Annotated in this window: 16 protein-coding genes; 7 read left to right on the plus strand and 9 right to left on the minus strand. The window is 35.2% G+C overall.

Features of this window, described 5'->3' with window-relative positions; all coding sequences use genetic code 11:
* Positions 1–9: 9 nt before the first annotated feature.
* Entirely contained in the window at positions 10–1,014 is a 1,005-nt protein-coding gene (gap, locus tag V0410_RS11920) for a type I glyceraldehyde-3-phosphate dehydrogenase (RefSeq protein ID WP_330743256.1), read from the plus strand.
* Positions 1,015–1,430: 416 nt separating this feature from the next.
* Here gap and V0410_RS11925 read toward each other — a convergent pair whose 3' ends face one another.
* Positions 1,431–2,798 carry a hypothetical protein gene (locus tag V0410_RS11925; protein ID WP_330743258.1) on the minus strand — a complete coding sequence of 456 codons (1,368 nt, stop codon included), beginning with the start codon at positions 2,796–2,798 and terminating at the stop codon, positions 1,431–1,433.
* A gap of 242 nt (positions 2,799–3,040) precedes the next feature.
* On the opposite strand from V0410_RS11925, the gene V0410_RS11930 reads away from it, so the two are divergent.
* The 3 genes from V0410_RS11930 (at position 3,041) to recA (ending at position 7,056) form a co-directional block, all read left to right on the plus strand.
* On the plus strand, positions 3,041–4,231 hold the full coding sequence (locus V0410_RS11930) for an oxygenase MpaB family protein (protein ID WP_330743260.1): 1,191 nt from the start codon (positions 3,041–3,043) through the stop codon (positions 4,229–4,231).
* A 454-nt stretch (positions 4,232–4,685) separates the two neighbouring features.
* Positions 4,686–5,720 (plus strand): IS110 family transposase, encoded by a 1,035-nt coding sequence (locus V0410_RS11935; RefSeq protein WP_330742961.1) that lies wholly within the window; start codon positions 4,686–4,688, stop codon positions 5,718–5,720.
* 334 nt (positions 5,721–6,054) lie between these two features.
* The gene (gene recA, locus V0410_RS11940) at positions 6,055–7,056 is read left to right on the plus strand and encodes a recombinase RecA (protein WP_062676286.1); all 1,002 of its coding nucleotides are present in this window, start codon (positions 6,055–6,057) and stop codon (positions 7,054–7,056) included.
* A gap of 268 nt (positions 7,057–7,324) precedes the next feature.
* Here the strand turns inward: recA and V0410_RS11945 are convergent, their stop codons facing one another.
* Positions 7,325–8,758, minus strand: coding sequence for a hypothetical protein (locus tag V0410_RS11945; protein WP_330743264.1), 1,434 nt, complete (start codon positions 8,756–8,758; stop codon positions 7,325–7,327).
* A gap of 141 nt (positions 8,759–8,899) precedes the next feature.
* Complete coding sequence (locus tag V0410_RS11950) at positions 8,900–11,794, minus strand: alpha/beta hydrolase family protein (protein ID WP_330743265.1); 2,895 nt, start codon at positions 11,792–11,794, stop codon at positions 8,900–8,902.
* A 152-nt stretch (positions 11,795–11,946) separates the two neighbouring features.
* Between V0410_RS11950 and htpG the strand changes: the two genes are divergently transcribed.
* Both htpG and V0410_RS11960 read left to right on the plus strand, forming a co-directional pair.
* The gene (gene htpG, locus V0410_RS11955) at positions 11,947–13,839 is read left to right on the plus strand and encodes a molecular chaperone HtpG (protein ID WP_330747685.1); all 1,893 of its coding nucleotides are present in this window, start codon (positions 11,947–11,949) and stop codon (positions 13,837–13,839) included.
* Between the two features lie 292 nt (positions 13,840–14,131).
* Entirely contained in the window at positions 14,132–14,524 is a 393-nt protein-coding gene (locus tag V0410_RS11960) for a helix-turn-helix transcriptional regulator (RefSeq protein ID WP_330743267.1), read from the plus strand.
* Between the two features lie 126 nt (positions 14,525–14,650).
* Here the strand turns inward: V0410_RS11960 and V0410_RS11965 are convergent, their stop codons facing one another.
* Positions 14,651–14,947: an MGMT family protein gene (locus V0410_RS11965; RefSeq protein ID WP_110008117.1), complete on the minus strand. Its 297-nt coding sequence runs from the start codon at positions 14,945–14,947 to the stop codon at positions 14,651–14,653.
* A gap of 89 nt (positions 14,948–15,036) precedes the next feature.
* On the opposite strand from V0410_RS11965, the gene V0410_RS11970 reads away from it, so the two are divergent.
* Positions 15,037–15,183 (plus strand): hypothetical protein, encoded by a 147-nt coding sequence (locus V0410_RS11970; RefSeq protein ID WP_330743269.1) that lies wholly within the window; start codon positions 15,037–15,039, stop codon positions 15,181–15,183.
* A gap of 189 nt (positions 15,184–15,372) precedes the next feature.
* Here V0410_RS11970 and V0410_RS11975 read toward each other — a convergent pair whose 3' ends face one another.
* The 5 genes from V0410_RS11975 to arfB all read right to left on the minus strand — a co-directional run bounded on the left by V0410_RS11975 (position 15,373) and on the right by arfB (position 20,073).
* Positions 15,373–16,407 (minus strand): IS110 family transposase, encoded by a 1,035-nt coding sequence (locus V0410_RS11975; RefSeq protein ID WP_330742961.1) that lies wholly within the window; start codon positions 16,405–16,407, stop codon positions 15,373–15,375.
* Positions 16,408–16,898: 491 nt separating this feature from the next.
* Positions 16,899–17,873: a deoxyhypusine synthase family protein gene (locus V0410_RS11980; RefSeq protein ID WP_002976594.1), complete on the minus strand. Its 975-nt coding sequence runs from the start codon at positions 17,871–17,873 to the stop codon at positions 16,899–16,901.
* A gap of 442 nt (positions 17,874–18,315) precedes the next feature.
* Positions 18,316–18,696, minus strand: a complete 381-nt coding sequence (locus V0410_RS11985; protein WP_330743272.1) for a GreA/GreB family elongation factor — start codon at positions 18,694–18,696, stop codon at positions 18,316–18,318.
* 294 nt (positions 18,697–18,990) lie between these two features.
* Positions 18,991–19,632, minus strand: a complete 642-nt coding sequence (locus tag V0410_RS11990) for a hypothetical protein (protein ID WP_330743274.1) — start codon at positions 19,630–19,632, stop codon at positions 18,991–18,993.
* A 48-nt stretch (positions 19,633–19,680) separates the two neighbouring features.
* Positions 19,681–20,073 carry an alternative ribosome rescue aminoacyl-tRNA hydrolase ArfB gene (gene arfB, locus V0410_RS11995; RefSeq protein ID WP_330743276.1) on the minus strand — a complete coding sequence of 131 codons (393 nt, stop codon included), beginning with the start codon at positions 20,071–20,073 and terminating at the stop codon, positions 19,681–19,683.
* Positions 20,074–20,098 lie beyond the last annotated feature (25 nt).

Here is a 20,098-nt window from a genome sequence, read left to right on the forward strand (position 1 = left end):
CAAACTATTATGTCAACAATTAAAGTAGGTATCAACGGTTTTGGTAGAATTGGACGTCTTGTTTTCAGAGCAATGACTGAAAGAGACAACATTGAAGTTGTAGGAATCAATGACCTAATCAATGCAGAATACATGGCTTACATGTTAAAATATGACTCTGTACACGGTATTTTCCCAGGTGAGGTTTCTGTAGAAGGAAATGATCTTGTAGTAAACGGGAAAAAAATCAGAGTAACTGCTGAAAAAGATCCAAGTAACCTAAAATGGAACGAAATCGGTGCAGATTACGTAGTAGAATCTACCGGTTTATTCCTTGATAAAGACAGCGCTGCAAAACACCTTGCTGCAGGTGCTAAGAAAGTAATCCTTTCTGCTCCTTCTAAAGATGACACTCCAATGTTCGTAATGGGAGTAAACCACAAGGAGCTTACTGATGATATCAAAATCTTATCAAATGCTTCTTGTACTACAAACTGTTTAGCTCCTTTAGCTAAAGTAATCCACGATAACTTCGGAATCGTAGAAGGTTTGATGACTACTGTACACGCTACAACAGCTACTCAGAAAACTGTTGACGGTCCTTCAATGAAAGACTGGAGAGGTGGTAGAGCTGCTCTGAATAACATCATCCCTTCTTCTACAGGTGCTGCTAAAGCAGTAGGAAAAGTAATCCCTTCACTAAACGGAAAATTAACAGGTATGTCTTTCAGAGTACCAACTGTTGACGTTTCTGTAGTAGACTTAACAGTGAGAATTGAAAAAGCGGCTTCTTATGAAGAAATCTGTTCAGTTATCAAAGCTGCTTCTGAAGGTGAATTGAAAGGTATCTTAGGATATACTGAAGAGGCTGTAGTATCTCAGGACTTCGTAGGAGATAAGAGAACTTCTATCTTCGACAAAGATGCTGGTATCATGCTTTCTCCTAACTTCGTGAAACTTGTTTCTTGGTATGACAACGAAATGGGTTACTCTAACAAGTTAGTAGATATGCTTGTACACGCGGCTTCTTTATAATCAATAATGAGCGATAAGCAATAAGTAATATAAAACCTTCCCGATGGGAAGGTTTTTTGTTTTGGCTTTGTATTTTTATTTTAAATATAGAATTTCCTCTTTTATTGTATCCTTATCATTTTCTATTTTAGCCTCTTACAAACGTAGAAAGAAAAAATCAGTTAAAACTGATTTTTAATATTTCAAATCATACAATGCTATCAAAATTAGTTATTTCAAATAGGAATGTTGTATAACTTCGATTTCTACGTTATGATTTTCGTTATTAGGTTCACTTTTGTGATGATCCCTATCTTCCTCCGCTTGTATGCGTGTCGTTTTTTTCCCTACATACTTGCGACAATCAAGACAGTCAGCACGATAAAGGATTCTGTCTTTCCGTTTGTTTTTTGTCGTTTTTGCCATAATAAAATATTTTAAAAATTAAGAAATGCTACTGGAATTGATAACCTTAGCCCAATTTCGTTTCGCTTTAAAAAAGCTAACTCTGAATCGTTGGAATTAGTTAGATCAATAAGATTGAAATAAAGTTCTACATGCAGCTTAGATTTATCTTTTTTCAAATCCTTAAATGAGTATAGTAACCCTATTCCTGCATCATATTGTGGTTTACTTTCTTCTTTAAATGTACTTTGTGGATAAATGTGTAATGCCATTGTATTTTCTAAAATAAACCTGTAATAATCAATATACAACTTGCTATATGATAGATTTGTTTTGTATGTTCCTTGATAAGCATTAAATTTTTTGGTTGAGGTTCTTTGTCCTGATGAAGTTTCCCCATAATTGTAAGATTCATTAATTTCAGTTTTAGACAAATCAGAAAAATTATCATCAATCCCTCCTGAAAAGCCTATCAACAAATAATGAGTTGGTTTGCTGTACTGATTCCATTCATAATAATTGTATTCAATTGAACCTTTCCAACCCACATAATTCTTTTTAGTTATTTGATTTTCGTAAGATAAAGATGGGGTAAAATAGTTGAAATTATTATTCTGAAATCCTGCTCCTAAGCTTATCCAATGAAAGAAGATACCAGTATAATTAAAGTTATCAATGGCATTAGCTACACCGTCTTTTTCCTTAGATATACTTAAGGTTTCTATTTCTTTTAAAGACGGAAGTGACTCTTTCTTTAATAAAAGAGAATCGGTCTGCATATTTTTCAAAGCTATTTGATACTCATACCTTGCCTTTGCAGTAGGATCTAAATTGGCTGCTTTCAGTCTTTCCTGAATGTCAGAGATTTCTGACCTTAATAGCTTCAATTTTGAAAATAGTAATATTGAATCTTTTATGTATAATGATTTTGTGACATTAGCTTGTGATGTAGCAATAGATTTTTTCTTAGATAAATTTTTGATTTCTCTTTCATGAAATAAAATAGAAGATGATTTTAATCTCATATTGTATTTGAAATTGACACCGACATTGCTATTTATTTTTGATTGATTAAATATTGCAAAAAAACCATCTGTAACACTTCCACTTGCATTTACTGAAAGCATATCTCCATTTTTAAAATTCTTTGTTGCATTAAAAACCAAACGCCCATCGTTGATATCTGCCGCAGCATAATTCCCAATTGTAGTTTTACCACTACTATTCATAACAGAATTAAATTCTTTATTAACAATTTTTTTAAATTCATCCTTAGATAATAAAGTCTCAATTTCAGGTATTGTCAATTGAGTTGTAATTGAGTCTATTTTGTCTTTTTTTTGTCCAAACGCCATCCCCGCCCAACCGAGCAGAAACAGTAATACAATTTTTGTTTTCATGATTTTTATTTTTGTGGCTAAGTTTTTTTGAATTTGAGAATTAGTTAATCATTGTAGAGAAACGAAATGTTTTTATAATTGAGTTTTCATGGTTATTAGTTTTGTTTTACACAAAGTTTCAAATTATATAAACACAAGTAAATTACCCGTTTGTGGTATTTTTCATAAAAGTTTTTCCTGGATAGCTGACAAATCTCACCAGAATATTTCAGCATAAAACTTGTACTTTTATAGGTAAAGGAATGAACATGATACAACCCCGTTTTAAAGACGCTCCCCATTTCAGGAACTTTTGGGAACATGGCAACGGAAAACAGCTTATTGAATTTTCCGGAGCTGAAGTGAGTTTTAAAAACTTTGAAAAATTTGCTCCCTATTTCCATCATACGGATGAGATCGGTGACGAGGTGGTAAAAGATGTTTATTTCACTAAAAAATTCCATGAAGCTTCCAGGGAAATTGAACATTACATCAGAAACGGAGTTTCAGAAACTGATGATGTTCCTGAAAGTGTAAAAAAAATGTTCAGCCAAACTCAAAAAGTTCCGGACTGGCTGGATTATAATCTGCTCAAAAGCGGTGCTGAACTCTGCATGAGAAGCAATCTTGATTCATTAATTTCATTAAGGGATTACTGTCTGATTGGCGGTTATGATTATGCCTACCTCAACAAACCTTTAATCGTTACAGAAGCTTTGAAGAAAGGAGCTGTAAAAAGGCTTTCGGAAACATTGGATTTCTGGGTAAATGCTACCCGATACAACGCATTGGAAATTCATGCAAAAGGATATGAATTTGCCATAAAAACCCGTTTGATCCACTCCTATGCAAGACTTTCCATTAAAAAACATTATAAAGACTGGGATACCGAAAACTGGGGAGAACCCATCAATTCATGGGATATGATGGCCACGTATATCGGGTTCAGTCTGGTATTTCTCCATAGCCTTAAAAAGCTGGGAAATCGTTTTTCTGTTGAAGAAGAACAGGGAATTTTCCATCTTTGGAAATACGTGGGTTACCTTTTGGGAATTCCGGAGCAGCTTCTTCCTGATGATAAGAAACAGGCAACGGAATATTTTTATTTATGGACTTCCGTTCAGCCCCCTTCGGATAAAGATTCTGTTCTTCTGGCTCATTCTCTTTTGGATGAATCATTGGAAAATCCTATTTTAAAATTTGAATTTCAGAGAAAAAATTTAAAATATCTACACGTCTGCTGTACGTGGTTTCTTCTGGATGACGAAGTGTGTAAAAGATTACAAATTCCGGAAGTTCCTTTCAGAAATCTGTTCCCAAAATCGAAAATATTTTTCAACACAATTTATGACAGCCTTGTAAGCCGCAATGCCAGAATAAAAAGAGGAAACAAAGATCAGATGAAAGTACTGGAAGATTATCTTGCCATTACCAAAGGTTCAAATTTTCATTAAAGTCTTATTGGGTTGTAAAGCGCAAAGGCGCAAGAACATTTCGACTCGCTCAATATTAGATTTTCAGGAAGAATGGAGCCTCATTTTTATTAAAATATTCCCACAGATCACACGAATTGCACAGATTTTTATGATCGGTGCTATCTGTAAAATCAGCGCGAGGTAAAAAATACATGCACTACTCAATATTATCGGAGATAAAATCTCCTATGTTTGTATAAGTTATAATTTTCCTTATCTCAATTATTATCTTAGCAATAAAGTGAATAAGGATGAGAGTTGAATAAAAATCCAATAGTTCAAAGAAACATATTCGGCGCAAGAAATCACCTCATCCTTTTTTATCTTTTAGAGTCAGAACAGAATGTAAGGAATTAAAAACAACTTTTAATATCCAGAATATCCAATTAGGAGAAAAGACGAAGGAAGATTCCTCACTTAAACAGAATAAAATATGAGAGTATTAAAACAAGTGGCAGGTATAGATGTAGCTCAACAAGAATTAGTAGTTACTTTAGGTTTTCTATATGAAGATCAGACTATAAAATTTATAGCTTATAAGGTATTTACAAATACAGATACAGGAATCCAATTATTGATTAATTGGGTTGAAAAACAAATTGTTGAAGGGCTGGAAATTCACTATATTATGGAAGCCACAGGGATTTATCATCAAAAATTTGCTTATTATCTGGCTGACAATAACAAAAATGTCTATATCGTTTTGCCTAATAAAATAAGCAGTTATATAAGAACTCTTGATATTAAAACGATAACTGATAAGAGTTGTTCTCAGGCTATTACTCAGTTCGGTCTTGAAAGAAAATTAAGTGTCTGGAAAAAGCCTGATCAGACTTATAATGAGCTGCAACAGCTGACCAGAGAGCGAGATCAAATTGTTCAGGAGCGGAGTGTAATAAAAAATCAACTCCATGCGGAAACTGTTCAAGCTCGTCCTCATTTAAAAAGTATAGAAAGAATGCAAGCTCGCCTGAATTTACTCAACGCTCAAGAAAAAGAAATAAAGAAAGATATCGATACTATTATCAATACTAATGCTGTAGTAAAACAATCGATAGAACGACTTACAACGATACCTGGAGTTGGTGTTTTAACTGCCGCTACTGTTTTGGGAGAGACCAATGGTTTTGAACTGATTAGAAATAAGTCTCAATTATCAAGTTATGCGGGTTTAGACGTTAGGGAAAAGCAATCTGGAACATCAGTAAAAGGTAAATCACGAATATCCAAAAAAGGAAATAGAAGCTTAAGAAAATGTTTGTTTTTACCTGCTCTAACAATTGTGAAGTGGGATGATAATTTTAAAGAAATTTACATAAGGCTGACCTCAAAACATGGAATAAAAATGAAGGCTCTAGTAGCGATCCAAAGAAAAATATTAGAATTGATCTATATTCTTTTTAAAAATGAAACGGTCTATGACAGTAAGTATAAATCAAAAAATAGCGTGAAAACTGAGATAGTATAGCACGCTACAGAGTCTAGCTCTGGGCCGACTTAAGAAACAAATTTACAAAAAAATAAATTTTATTTGCAGGTTAACACAGAATCTTGCGCCTTAAACCATAATCTATATTAAAAGAATGGCGCCTTTGCGATTTCAAACAAAAAAACAACTCATCTTACTAAAGTAAAAAACATTAAAAAATACTTTAGATACCACATTCCGCATGTGCTTCGTAATGAATGAGATCAGCTGTAAAATTTTATCATTTTTTAACTTTAAAAATAGCTTTCAGAGACAAATAATATTAGCTTTTGATCTATAAATTATGTATTTTTGAGAAATTATTTTAATAGAGATGAGTAACATTGATGATAAGAAAAAAGCACTCGCTTTAGTGCTTGACAAGCTAGATAAAACATATGGAAAGGGAACGGTAATGACTTTAGGTGATGAATCTATAGACAATACCATAGAAGTAATTCCTTCCGGTTCTTTAGGTTTGGATATTGCCCTAGGTATAGGCGGATATCCAAAAGGAAGAATCATTGAAATATATGGTCCTGAATCTTCAGGTAAAACAACATTGACCCTTCACGCTATCGCTGAAGCTCAAAAAGCAGGTGGTATTGCAGCATTCATTGATGCAGAGCACGCTTTCGACAGAACGTATGCTGCTAAATTAGGAATTGATCTTGAAAACCTGATCATTTCTCAGCCGGACAACGGTGAGCAGGCTTTAGAAATTGCAGATAATTTGATCCGTTCAGGAGCAATTGATATCGTAGTAATTGACTCTGTAGCGGCTCTTACACCAAAAGCAGAAATCGAAGGTGAAATGGGAGATTCCAAAATGGGTCTTCATGCAAGATTAATGTCTCAAGCATTAAGAAAGCTTACCGCTACGATATCAAGAACAAAATGTACCGTGATTTTCATCAACCAGTTGAGAGAAAAGATCGGTGTCATGTTCGGGAATCCTGAAACCACTACCGGAGGTAATGCACTGAAGTTTTACGCTTCTGTAAGAATTGATATCAGAAAAGCAAGTGCTCCTATCAAACAAGGTGATGAAGCAATCGGTAGCCGTGTGAAAGTGAAGATTGTGAAAAACAAAGTAGCACCTCCATTCAAGCAGGCAGAATTTGATATCATGTATGGTGAAGGTGTTTCTAAAGTAGGAGAAATTCTTGATACTGCTGTAGATATGGGAATTGTGAAGAAAAGTGGTTCTTGGTTCAGCTACGAAGAGACTAAATTGGGTCAGGGGCGTGATGCTGTAAAAGATGTTTTAAGAGATAACCCGGATCTTGCTGAAGAATTGGAAGCTAAGATTAAGGAAGAAATGAAAAACAAATAATTTTTCAGAAAATATAGAAAAGGCAGTCTTCGGATTGCCTTTTTCTGTTTTTAAAATAAAGATTTTTCTAACGCAAAGGTTTCATCTGTATGCTGTAATATTTTTAAGGGAGCAGAGAGCTGAATCAATTCCATTGATTCTTACTAAGCAAATGCATCATTTACCACAAAGCTTCATCAACGATGCGTTTAAATAAATGAAGGATCAGAAAATAAAAAAGAGGTCATTCCGTAGAACAACCTCTTTGAGATTTTATATTTTTTTAAAATTATTCAGCAATTTTACCCTGCAGCTGAAGTGCTCCGGTCACTTTCATTCCTTTTGTAAGTGTTTCCATTCTCATATTCTCTTTGTTCACAAAAGCATCAATGGTAAAGAAATCTTCATTCTCTTCATTCGTGATCAATTTCAGTTTCAGAATATACCCTTTAACACTTCCGTCTTCAAGTAATTCTGTTTCTTTAAAGTCGACTACCTGACCAATAAAATCGAAACATGCATAATTAGGCAGGTCCTGACTTGGTGCATAGGTAGTGAAATCCTCACTCATTTTGGTTCCATCCGGTAAATCAGTATTGGTTTGAACATCAAGGATGAAAACAATTCCACTGACATTCACCTTCAGATGAGGCTGAGTCATGTAGGTATTTCTGTTTTCAGCATAATCTGTTGCAAAAAACCAAACACCAAAAGTATCTCTGGCAGGTCCTGCTACAATTGCCTGTAAATTCAATGCATTTTCCCATTCCCTGATTGATCTTGTTTCAAAGTCCAGGGTATAATTCGTTTTTACTTCCGGAATTATGGTACTCAACTCATCTGTAACAATGGTTTTGAATCTCACATCTTCAAATTCGGTTTTATTTCTGGCCTCTCCTGTCGGATCAGAAACGGTGGACTGCATTAAAACTGTGCTAAGATACTGCCCGTAATCTTTAGTCTGAAAGTTCTGATGTCCAAAAACGCCACTCCATGTATTCACAAGGTTATGAACATTGGATTTTCTGATAATTATCCCAGCTTCATTAGTGGTTTCAGGAGCCGTGATTCCTACTGTATTCTGGAAATAATTTTGTCCCTCAATCAACTGATGATTCATAATCGCATTATTTTCTTCATGAGAAAACTCTGCAAAACCTTTATACGTAATATTCTGGTTTTCGAAAATATAAGGCAATCCTGTTTTCTTCTTTTCGTCACCGGCAAAGTGATAAGCAAGTGAAATTCCCTTAAATTCCCCTTCCTGAATAGCCGGAGTGTGATTACCGTTATGATCAAACTGAGAATGATATAGTATCATATAAGATTTAATCTTACCTTCCTGAAGCTCACTTTCAAACTTTTCTTCCATCTGTGCAATCGCCTGTTGTGGAGAAAGCGCATAAGCATCTTCAGTAACCATATACGCAAAACCCTCTACCTCACCATTTTCTTTTTCAAAAGCAGAAAGCGGTGTATACTCACCTCTTAGCTGAAGGGCTATAGAATACACGATATAATCATTATAAATCCTGATTTTTTCATATTCTTCATTTACTTTCGGCTCTTCTGCCGGCTGCGAAGGAACTTCCGGTATTGTTTCCACAACTTCTTCCACCACTTCCTCTACTATTTTTTCCTCTGGCATTTCCATTTCCTGAACCGGAGTACTTACATTTTCCTGACTGTTATTTTTCTTCTTAAAAAAATCAAAGATTCCCATACTGTTATTTATAATTGGCGGTAAATATAATAAAAGTGCTCAACAGACCCATCATAAAAAAAATGCCATTGTGTCAGTGTGCTCTTTATTGCTTTTATAATAAAAAATTCCGGCGGAGCCTTTGGCTCCGCCGGAATTCTGTTAATTAGGTTTATCATCTGTCAGTTCAAATCCCCAATCCTTTCCTTTTTGGGTTGCCGGGATTCCTTTTGTCATCCAGACCGGAGCTTTAGCACCTTTAAGATAATAATCAAAAAACTGCTGTTCGCGGATTTGAATATCTTTTCTGTTCTGACGTTTCATAAGGTTATGGTCATCACCATTATAATTCAGAAGCCATACCGGTTTCCCGAGACGGCGTAGTGCGGTAAACATTTCAATCCCCTGATACCATGGCACAGCTCCATCTTTATCATTACTCATAATAACTACCGGAGTCTGTACTTTATCAATGGTAAAAAGCGGTGAATTTTTAATATAAAGATCCGGTGCTTCCCACAAGTTTTTGCCCAATCTGCTTTGTGATTTTTCATACTGGAACTGTCTGTTCATTCCTGAAGTCCATCGAATTCCTCCATAGGCAGAGGTCATGTTGACAACAGGAGCTCCACTCCATGCAGCTGCATACATGTTGGTATGAGCGATAAGATAAGCAACCTGATAACCGCCCCAGCTTTGTCCCTGAATTCCTATCTTAGTACCGTCTACCCATGCATTTTGCTTTAACTTTTCAACTCCGGAATTAATATATTCCATGGCAGATTCTCCCGGGAAACCATCTGTATAAGAAATATCAGGAGTGAAAACAAGATATCCGTTGCTCACAAAATAAGAAATATTTAATCTTGAAGGTGTTGGAGCTGGTGCAACATACCGGTTTAAATTATCCGAAAGTTTTTCGTAGAAATAAACAATCATCGGATATTTTTTATTCGAATCGAAGTTTTCCGGCTTGTATAACACTCCTGTAGAAGTATTTCCTTTTGGTGTCGTCCAGTTTACCAATTCGTTTGTTCCCCAGTTATATTGATTTTGCTGCGGATTGGTATTGCTCAGTTTTTGTTGTTCTGAAAAATCTGATGTTGCAAAAATATTGGGAGAATCCTTGTATGATTCTTTTATCAGAATATACTGTTCAGCATTTTTTGCTTTTTGAAGGGTTCTGTATCCCCATACATTTTCCATCTGAATTTTTACCGGATCAGCGTTTGACTGCACAGATGTTTTAAAAATTCCGTTGGCTTTGGATGTATTGTCAAATGCGGATAAATAAATAGTTGATTTTCTGTTTAAGCTTTTAATATCCTTATCCAGATCATAGGTATCAAATGTTATTTTATGCTTACGTCCATATCCATTGGTTATATTTCTTGGCTTTTTTGAACTGTTCAGGAAAAATTCCCAAAGATCGTAACGGTCTCTGATAATTACAGATTCATCATTATCTGTCCAGGATGCAATACCATAAGAATTTGGAAAATCCGGCATATCAAATTCTTCATCAACGAAGGAAACAGCTAAGCCTGTATTCAATGGCAGGGTTTGTTTTGTTTTCACATTATAGCTCAGCCACTTTCCTTTTTCTCTGTCAAAGATCACAACAAATTTTCCCAGCGGAGATACAGCCGCTGCTCCATTGAGGTTTTTAATAATTTCGGTTCTCTCTCCCGTTTTATTGTCAATCAGAAAATAGGTTTTCTTTGTTGCCCCTTCCCATTGTGAAGAAATACGGTTATTGATACTGGTAATTCCCAGCGCAAATCCTGCATTTCCTTCATTCACCAGTCGTAAAGTATCCAAATCTTCTCCGTCAATATTGGTGAAGAAATCCGGTTTTTCCGTTTGCATAACTACAGCGTAGGATTTTTTCAGATCATTTTTCAACTCTTTTAGCTGTACCGTTTGCAGATAATCGTCCTTATAATTCCAGATATCCACAACGGCATGATCATTTGCAATCATGGCAGTATCTTTTGCAATTGGCTTCGGAGCAACACCGAAATACAACTGTTTCCCATTTTTACTGAACAGCGGCAACCGGTTTTCGGAAATTACCCAGTTTCTCTTCATCTGTGCATTCTCATTGGTAACAATTGCTTTTTTGTTTCCTTTAAAATTAAAGTAATATAGCTGATACAATTTCACCAGATCATTCTGTGCAGAAGAAGTTCCTACATAAGCCAGCTGATTTCCTTCTTCGTCAAAAGACAATTGTGAAAAGTCTCCTTCCATTTCAGAAATTGTATTGACGGTTCCTTTTTGCAGATCAACTACCTGCACGGTTTGAAATGCATATTTCTTAGGTTTTGACTTGTCTGTATCTTTTTTATCCGAAGATTTTTCATCTGTTGAATCCTTTCCTTCTTTTTTATCTTTCTTTTCATCCGGCTTCTTGGTTACAAAAACAAGCTGCTTCCCGTTTTTACTGAACTCGTAGCGTATGACATTATCATATGTTGTACTTTTTCCATCCAAAAGGTTTTTCACCACCAGCTGTAATGGTTTTACATTTTTTTCTTCCTCTTTATTTTCTTCCCCGTCTTCTTTGTCGGAAGCATCATCAGAAGATTTATCTTTTATATTTTCCAGAAGATAAGCAACGTAAGAACCTGCTTTTTCGGGAATTTTAAACGATTTTACATTCGGAATTTTCTCTGTTTTATCATTAAAAAAATCAACAATGGCAAGACTGTCTTTTGTTAATTTATTTTTCTTCAGTTTTTTATCTTTTACCGCTTTTATATCTTTATATTGCGGGCGGATTTGAAAAACAGCAAACCTGGAATCATTGGTAAAATCCACTTTTGCCGCTCTTGCAAACTTCTTTGTTGTCTTATTTTTAACGGAATATAAAGAAAGGTCAGAATTTCCTTCCTGAGCATCTACCGAATAGGCAATCCACTTTCCATCATTTGAAATTTTTCTTGATCCTATATTTTGCCAGCTGTCGTAAACAGAATGGTCTAAAGGCTTCCTCTGCCCATATACCCAGAAGGTCATGATGAGCAGCATAAAAACTGTACATTTCAACTTCATTTTTAAAAATATTTTAAGATTTAAAAGTAAGGCATTTCTTTGACAAATCCATATAACAAGACCTTTTCAATTTGAAAAAATGACATTCTGTCACTTTCTCCTGCATGGTATTTTTTTTGAGAAAGAATTTTAAATTAAAAATCTAAAATATGATGACTAAAGGAAATATTAATGTATCTGTGGAAAACATTTTCCCGCTTATTAAAAAATTTCTTTACAGTGACCACGAAATATTCCTGAGAGAATTGATCTCCAATGCAACGGATGCTACTTTAAAATTAAAACACCTGACAAGCATTGGTGAGGCAAAAGTGGAATATGGAAATCCCAAACTTGAAGTTAAAATTGATAAGGACCAGAAAACGTTACGCATCATCGACCAGGGAATTGGTATGACCGGTGAAGAAGTTGAAAAATATATCAACCAGGTAGCTTTTTCAGGTGCTGAAGAGTTTTTGGAAAAATACAAGGATTCTGCAAAAGATTCCGGCATTATCGGACATTTCGGTCTTGGATTCTACTCTGCTTTCATGGTGGCTGAAAAGGTGGAAATCCTTACAAAATCTTATAAAGATGAGCCGGCAGTACGTTGGATCTGTGACGGCAGCCCGGAATTCACCCTTGAAGAAACTACTGATAAAACAGACAGAGGAACGGAAATCATCCTTCATATTGCTGAAGATTCTGTAGAATTTTTAGAAGAAGCAAAAATCCGTGAACTGCTATTAAAGTATAACAAATTTATGCCTGTTCCGATCAAATTCGGAACGAAAACCCATACACTTCCTTTACCGGAAGACGCTCCTGAAGATGCTGTGGCTGAAACAGAAGAAGTAGACAATATTATCAATAATCCGGTCCCGGCATGGACGATTGCTCCAAGCGAACTGACCAATGAGGATTATATGAAGTTCTATCATGAACTGTACCCAATGCAGTTTGAAGAACCGTTATTCAACATCCACCTGAATGTTGATTATCCTTTCAACCTTACCGGAATTTTATTTTTCCCGAAATTGAGCAATAATCTGAATATCGACAAAGATAAAATTCAGTTATATCAAAACCAGGTATTTGTAACGGATGAAGTAAAAGGGATTGTTCCTGACTTCCTGATGTTGCTAAGAGGGGTAATTGATTCTCCGGATATTCCATTGAACGTGTCCCGTTCTTATCTTCAGGCAGACGGTGCTGTAAAGAAAATTTCATCGTATATCACGAAAAAAGTTGCCGACAAAATGGCTTCTTTAATTAACGAAAACCGTGAAGATTATGAGAAAAAGTGGAACGATATCAAGGTTGTAATCGAATACGGAATTATTACAGAAGAAAAATTTGCTGAAAAAGCAGACAAATTCACTTTATATCCTACAACAGACGGTAAATATTTCCTTTGGGATGAATTGGTAGAGAAAGTCAAGCCAATACAAACTGATAAAGACAACAAACTGGTTATCCTGTATGCTACCAATGCTGATGAGCAGCACAGTTACATCCAGTCTGCCAAAGATAAAGGATATGAAGTTCTGTTATTGGATTCTCCTATCATTTCACACGTGATCCAGAAACTGGAAACTTCAAAAGAAAATATTTCATTTGCGAGAGTAGATGCCGATCATGTTAATAACCTTATCAAAAAAGATGAACCGGTAATTTCAAAACTGAATGAAACCGAAAAAGAATCTTTGAAAAAGAATGTAGAAGAGGCGATAAAGGATTCTAAATTTACAGTACAGCTTGAAGATCTTGACAGCAATGACGCTCCGTTCACGATTACCCAGCCTGAATTCATGAGAAGAATGAAGGAAATGCAGGCTACAGGCGGAGGCGGTATGTTCGGAATGGGAGGTTTCCCGGAGATGTATAATCTTGTGGTGAACTCCAACAGTGAGCTTTCCAGTCAGATCTTAAAGACTGAGAATACTGAAGAAAAAGAAAGCTTAATCAAATATGCGCTTGATCTTGCCAAGCTTTCACAAAACTTACTGAAAGGAAAAGACCTGACAGATTTTATACAGAGAAGCTATAAGCAGCTTGAAAAGTAATTTACAAGAGACTGTTTCAATTTTGAAGCAGTCTTTTTTTTGTTTAAAAAAGTATAAAAATTGTAAATAGCTCATCTAAACTTTATAGGTTTTAGAAACCTGTAAGGTTTAAATCTTTTCTCTTATCAGAAATTATTCTGAAAGAAAATTTTCAACAATTAAATCAGATAATACTTCTGTTTTTAAAGTTTAGATTCATTTTATCTTTAATCTTATTCTTTAGCACCTACTTTTTTCTACTTTTTATTGTATAGCTTCTCCTTTTTTGCCATTTTTGTATAAAATGTCGGTCATGCAAAAAGAAAAATTACGCGTCATCAGAAAGCAAAAAGGCTATACCCAACAACAGGTAGCTGACTTTATCGCGACGGATGTATCCAATTACAGCAGAAAAGAAAGCGGTGATGTAAGGATCGTAAAAGATGAGTGGGATAAACTTGCCCGTTTTCTCGACGTGCCGGTAGAGGACATTTATGAAGAAGATGAAGCCACAGTAGTTATTAATAATGATCATCCTGTATTTAATGACAGATCTTCTTCTGCGGGAGTCATTACCAACCAGAATAATTATGATAATATTCCGGGAGCTATTATTGAAAATCTTCAAGGTTATATTGCTCTATTAAAAGAGGAAAACGAAAGGCTGAAAGAAGAACTGAAAGGTCTCCCAAGAGGAAGAAAATAATACGGTTTGAAACTGTAAAAAATATTGATGTCGCTTCATATTAATGTATGGAGTGACTTTTTTTTTACGGAGGTCTTTGAGGTGAGCGCTTTTTTAACGTTCTATGTTAAAAGAATTCTTTGAAATTTACAATTCCTCCAACGGATCCCAGAACAGTTTTTTGAAATTCTTTATTCTGAGGTTTTCAACAATGATTCCTTCTGCTTCCAGCTTTGGCTGAAATTCGGGGACAGATAATACTCCAGAGCTTGAAATCACGCGGTGCGCAGGAACATCTTTCGGACATCCTCCCATCGCTTTTCCTACATGTCTGGAATGATTTGGATAACCAACAGCTTTTGCTATGGCGCCGTACGTTGATACCCTCCCTTTAGGAATAAGTCTTGCCACTTCGTATACCTGTTGTTTGAAAATTTCGTCCATATCAAAATGATTATTTTAAGTCGGTCCTCTTTTTTGCATCATTTTTGAACTCTTCTCATCTCAATGATGTTTCATTAAAAGATAAAGATATGAAAAAATCATTTTTCAGGCTGTTGAATGCCGTTAATAAAAAAGTTCTTCCGAAATTGAGTAAGAAAGATCCTAATCGTCTTACTAAGATAGAAAAGGGAATTCTGGCCTACAGATACTTTGTGCTGGTGAATTCTTTGGATTGATTTTATTTTCCCACAGATCGCGCAGATTTTCACAAATGTTTATGTGTATTTTTGGGAAAACGCAAAGGCGCAGGATTATTTTAATACTATGTGTGGTAAGGCGCAAGATTCTGTGTTAACCTGCAAATAAAATTTATTTTTTTGTAAATTTGTTTCTTAAGTCGGCCCAGAGCTAGACTCTGTAGCGTGCTATACTATCTCAGTTTTCACGCTATTTTTTGATTTATACTTACTGTCATAGACCGTTTCATTTTTAAAAAGAATATAGATCAATTCTAATATTTTTCTTTGGATCGCTACTAGAGCCTTCATTTTTATTCCATGTTTTGAGGTCAGCCTTATGTAAATTTCTTTAAAATTATCATCCCACTTCACAATTGTTAGAGCAGGTAAAAACAAACATTTTCTTAAGCTTCTATTTCCTTTTTTGGATATTCGTGATTTACCTTTTACTGATGTTCCAGATTGCTTTTCCCTAACGTCTAAACCCGCATAACTTGATAATTGAGACTTATTTCTAATCAGTTCAAAACCATTGGTCTCTCCCAAAACAGTAGCGGCAGTTAAAACACCAACTCCAGGTATCGTTGTAAGTCGTTCTATCGATTGTTTTACTACAGCATTAGTATTGATAATAGTATCGATATCTTTCTTTATTTCTTTTTCTTGAGCGTTGAGTAAATTCAGGCGAGCTTGCATTCTTTCTATACTTTTTAAATGAGGACGAGCTTGAACAGTTTCCGCATGGAGTTGATTTTTTATTACACTCCGCTCCTGAACAATTTGATCTCGCTCTCTGGTCAGCTGTTGCAGCTCATTATAAGTCTGATCAGGCTTTTTCCAGACACTTAATTTTCTTTCAAGACCGAACTGAGTAATAGCCTGAGAACAACTCTTATCAGTTATCGTTTTAATATCAAGAGTTCTTATATAACTGCTTATTTTATTAGGCAAAACGATATAGACATTTTTGTTATTGTCAGCCAGATAATAAGCAAATTTTTGATGATAAATCCCTGTGGCTTCCATAATATAGTGAATTTCCAGCCCTTCAACAATTTGTTTTTCAACCCAATTAATCAATAATTGGATTCCTGTATCTGTATTTGTAAATACCTTATAAGCTATAAATTTTATAGTCTGATCTTCATATAGAAAACCTAAAGTAACTACTAATTCTTGTTGAGCTACATCTATACCTGCCACTTGTTTTAATACTCTCATATTTTATTCTGTTTAAGTGAGGAATCTTCCTTCGTCTTTTCTCCTAATTGGATATTCTGGATATTAAAAGTTGTTTTTAATTCCTTACATTCTGTTCTGACTCTAAAAGATAAAAAAGGATGAGGTGATTTCTTGCGCCGAATATGTTTCTTTGAACTATTGGATTTTTATTCAACTCTCATCCTTATTCACTTTATTGCTAAGATAATAATTGAGATAAGGAAAATTATAACTTATACAAACATAGGAGAGTTTTATCTCCGATAAAATTTCATACGACATAGCTTATTTTTTCTCTCGCTGATGATGCAAATTACGCAGATCGTAAAAATCTGTGCAATTCGTGTGATCTGTGGGAATAATGTATACCACTTTAAATCGTTAAGAAAATAAAAGTAAAGCCTACCACAAATCTATTTAAAATCTTATAATAAAAAAGCGCTCCAAATGAATTGAAGCGCTAATATTTTAATCTCCGATGAGATGTTTTCTTAAGCGTTTTCTAAGATATAAGAGAACATCAATGGCGCACAGATCGTCGCATCACTTTCAACGATAAATTTCGGTGTAGTGATATCCAGTTTACCCCAAGTGATCTTCTCATTTGGAACTGCTCCCGAATATGACCCGTAAGATGTAGTAGAGTCAGAAATCTGGCAGAAATAAGACCAGAAAGGAATGTCATGCATTTCCATATCCTGATATAACATTGGTACTACACAAATAGGGAAATCTCCTGCGATACCGCCACCAATCTGGAAGAACCCAACTCCTTTTCCTCCTGAGTTTTTAGTATACCAGTCAGCAAGGTAAGTCATATATTCGATTCCAGATTTCATTGTAGTAGGCTTAAGCTCTCCTTTGATGCAGTAAGAAGCGAAGATGTTACCCATTGTAGAATCTTCCCATCCCGGAACTACGATTGGTAGGTTAGCTTCTGCAGCAGCAATCATCCAGGAATTTTCTCTAGGAATTTCATAATACTGTTCCAATACTCCTGAAAGGATCATTTTGTACATGAATTCGTGAGGGAAATATCTTTCTCCTTTAGCTTCTGCGTCTTTCCAGATCTCTACGATATGTTTTTGTAATCTTCTGAAAGCTTCTTCTTCAGGGATACAAGTATCTGTAACTCTGTTCAGACCTCTTTCCAAAAGATCCCACTCATCCTGAGCCGTTAAATCTCTATAATGAGGAACTCTTTCATAGTGAGAGTGTGCTACAAGGTTCATTAAATCTTCTTCAAGGTTAGCCCCTGTACAAGAGATAAAATCTACTTTTCCCTGACGGATCATTTCAGCAAGAATCTTCCCTAATTCAGCAGTAGACATTGCTCCCGCCAAAGTAATCATCATTTTTCCGCCATCTTTAAGATGTGCAACATATCCTTTAGAAGCATCCACCAATGCAGCTGCGTTGAAGTGCAGGTAATACTTTTCTATGAATTCAGTTATCGGTTTGCTCATTTTTTTAATTTTTGCAAAGATAAAACTTAAAAACGGAATGCAGCGAAAGCACTTGAAGAAAGTATAAGAGAGGCGTCTTTTTTTATCATTTGTTAAATAGAAGCGTCTCAGTTGTTGAAAACGCAAGGGTACAAAAGATTTTAAAGCTTTATGAATATTTTAAGGCGCAAGAAAATCGAAGATTTTCAGCAAGGGAAAGCATCATTTTTGCACAAATTGCACAGATTTTTATTTTATATTATCCGAAAAATCAGCATGTGATAAAAAATAAATTGTACAGTAAAAATTTTATCGAAGATAAAACCCTTATGCCTTAAAGTAGGAGCCATGTCAAAAAATTTGCGGCTTTGCATTTTCCAACATTAAAAGTTTATAAAAAAGCGCGACCCAAAATGAGCCACGCTTTCATTAACAATCAACTTAAATAATATTTAGCAGAAATTTATCCTTCCCAGGCTTCCACTTTCAGGATTTCTATTTTTCTTTCTCCGTCTCTGAAAGGCCAGCTGATAACATCTCCTACCTTATACCCTACTACTGCAAGAGCAATATCAGACAGAATGGAGTGTTTGTTCTTTGTAAGCTTTTGTTTCGTGGAGGGTACGAAAATGTATTCATGTTCAAAATCCAGGGTATGGTCTTTTAATGTTACTTTTCTATCAACTGTAACAACATCAGCAGGCAGATCTCTTCTCAGGACCTGTTTTGCTTTTCTGAGTTCTTCGGTCAATCTTTTTTCTTCTTCGATGCTCACTTTTTTTCTTCTCAGTGTATCTTTTATAGCATCATAAATTCCGGTGGTTACAATAATATGATTAGACATTTTCTTCAATTTTTTAATTTAAAATACAGTTGTTCTCTGACGATCCAATGTAGAAGCCAGGCGTACAACAGCCTTCTTCTATAGAAAACTGCAAAAAACAATATATAAAATCCGAAATGAGTCCCTGCCTTGGATCCTGACAGGGCTTAGATAATGAAGTCCTTGGAACTTTTCAGAAAAGAATCTGTATGAAGATAAAGTAAAGACAGCAGCAATCCTGGCCGGCGGTGTTCTGCAGATAAAAAGATTGTTGCTGTCATTATCAATTATTATTAATTCAAACAAAGATACGGCTTAAAAACGGAATGTAGCGGCTGCACTTAAAGAAACTCTGTGCAAACCTTCTTTTTGATCATCATCAAATTTATAAGTCACTCCGTTATACTTCATTTTATTCAGGGTTCCGCCACTTAATCCTACTTTTGGCCCTATCATAAAATTCTTGCTTACCTGATATTGATATCCAAGATCAACTTCTGCCCCAAAAGTACTTCCAGTACCTTTTACAGATCCTGTTTTTGTAGTATAAGACAGTACTCCCAACGCCACGTCTGCAAATACCTTATGTCTCGTATCCAGATGATTATTTGAAATAAGTCCGGAGAAACCGAAAAATGTAATATGATCCTTTGTCGTTACAGGAACAGATACTGGCATTCCATCTACATAACCAAGCAGAAATCCGTCGCTTGATGCACTGTAGTTAGAATATTTTACTCCGAATCCAAGCCCGTTTTTTACTTCATAATGGGCTGCAATATCAAAGTTCAGTCCATTTTTCAGGTCTTTTACATATTCTTTTTCTTCTTTGCTAAGTCCGGGAATTGTCTTTGCAGTTCTCCATGCATATCCTATGGAAGGTCTGATAGAAAATTTCTGAGCGAAAGACATGATGGAGATTGAGAACACTCCAGCTAAAATTAATTTTTTTATCATCGTTTTAAAGTTTCCGGCATAAATAAAATTTTCTACCGGAGAAACCAATTAAAACCTGAAACGTCTGCTTTCTTTTTTATCCGAAAGCTTTTTCTTATTATCCAGTCTTTTTTGTTTCTGACCTTTTGAAGGCTTGGTTGCTGTTCTTTTTTTCGGAACAATGAGTGCTTTGTTTACCATTTCAAGTATTTTTTCAATGGCTTTATTTTTATTCATCAGTTGTGTTCTGCTTTCAGAAACTGAGAGGAATAAAAAACCGTCTGCATTGATCCTGTTTTTCAGTTTAAGCTGAATCAATACTTTTTCGTCTTCATTAAAAAACTCTGATGTATCTACTTTCCAAAGTACAGTGACTGCAGTCTCCACTTTATTGACATTTTGTCCTCCTGCACCGCTGCTGCGGGAAGTTTTAAAGCTGAGTTCTTTTGAAAAGTCTTTCATTTTTTAAGATTTTGAGATACCGGAA

This window comes from Chryseobacterium sp. CP-77 (assembly GCF_036362765.1).
In the GTDB taxonomy this organism is placed as follows: Bacteria; Bacteroidota; Bacteroidia; order Flavobacteriales; family Weeksellaceae; genus Chryseobacterium; species Chryseobacterium cupriresistens.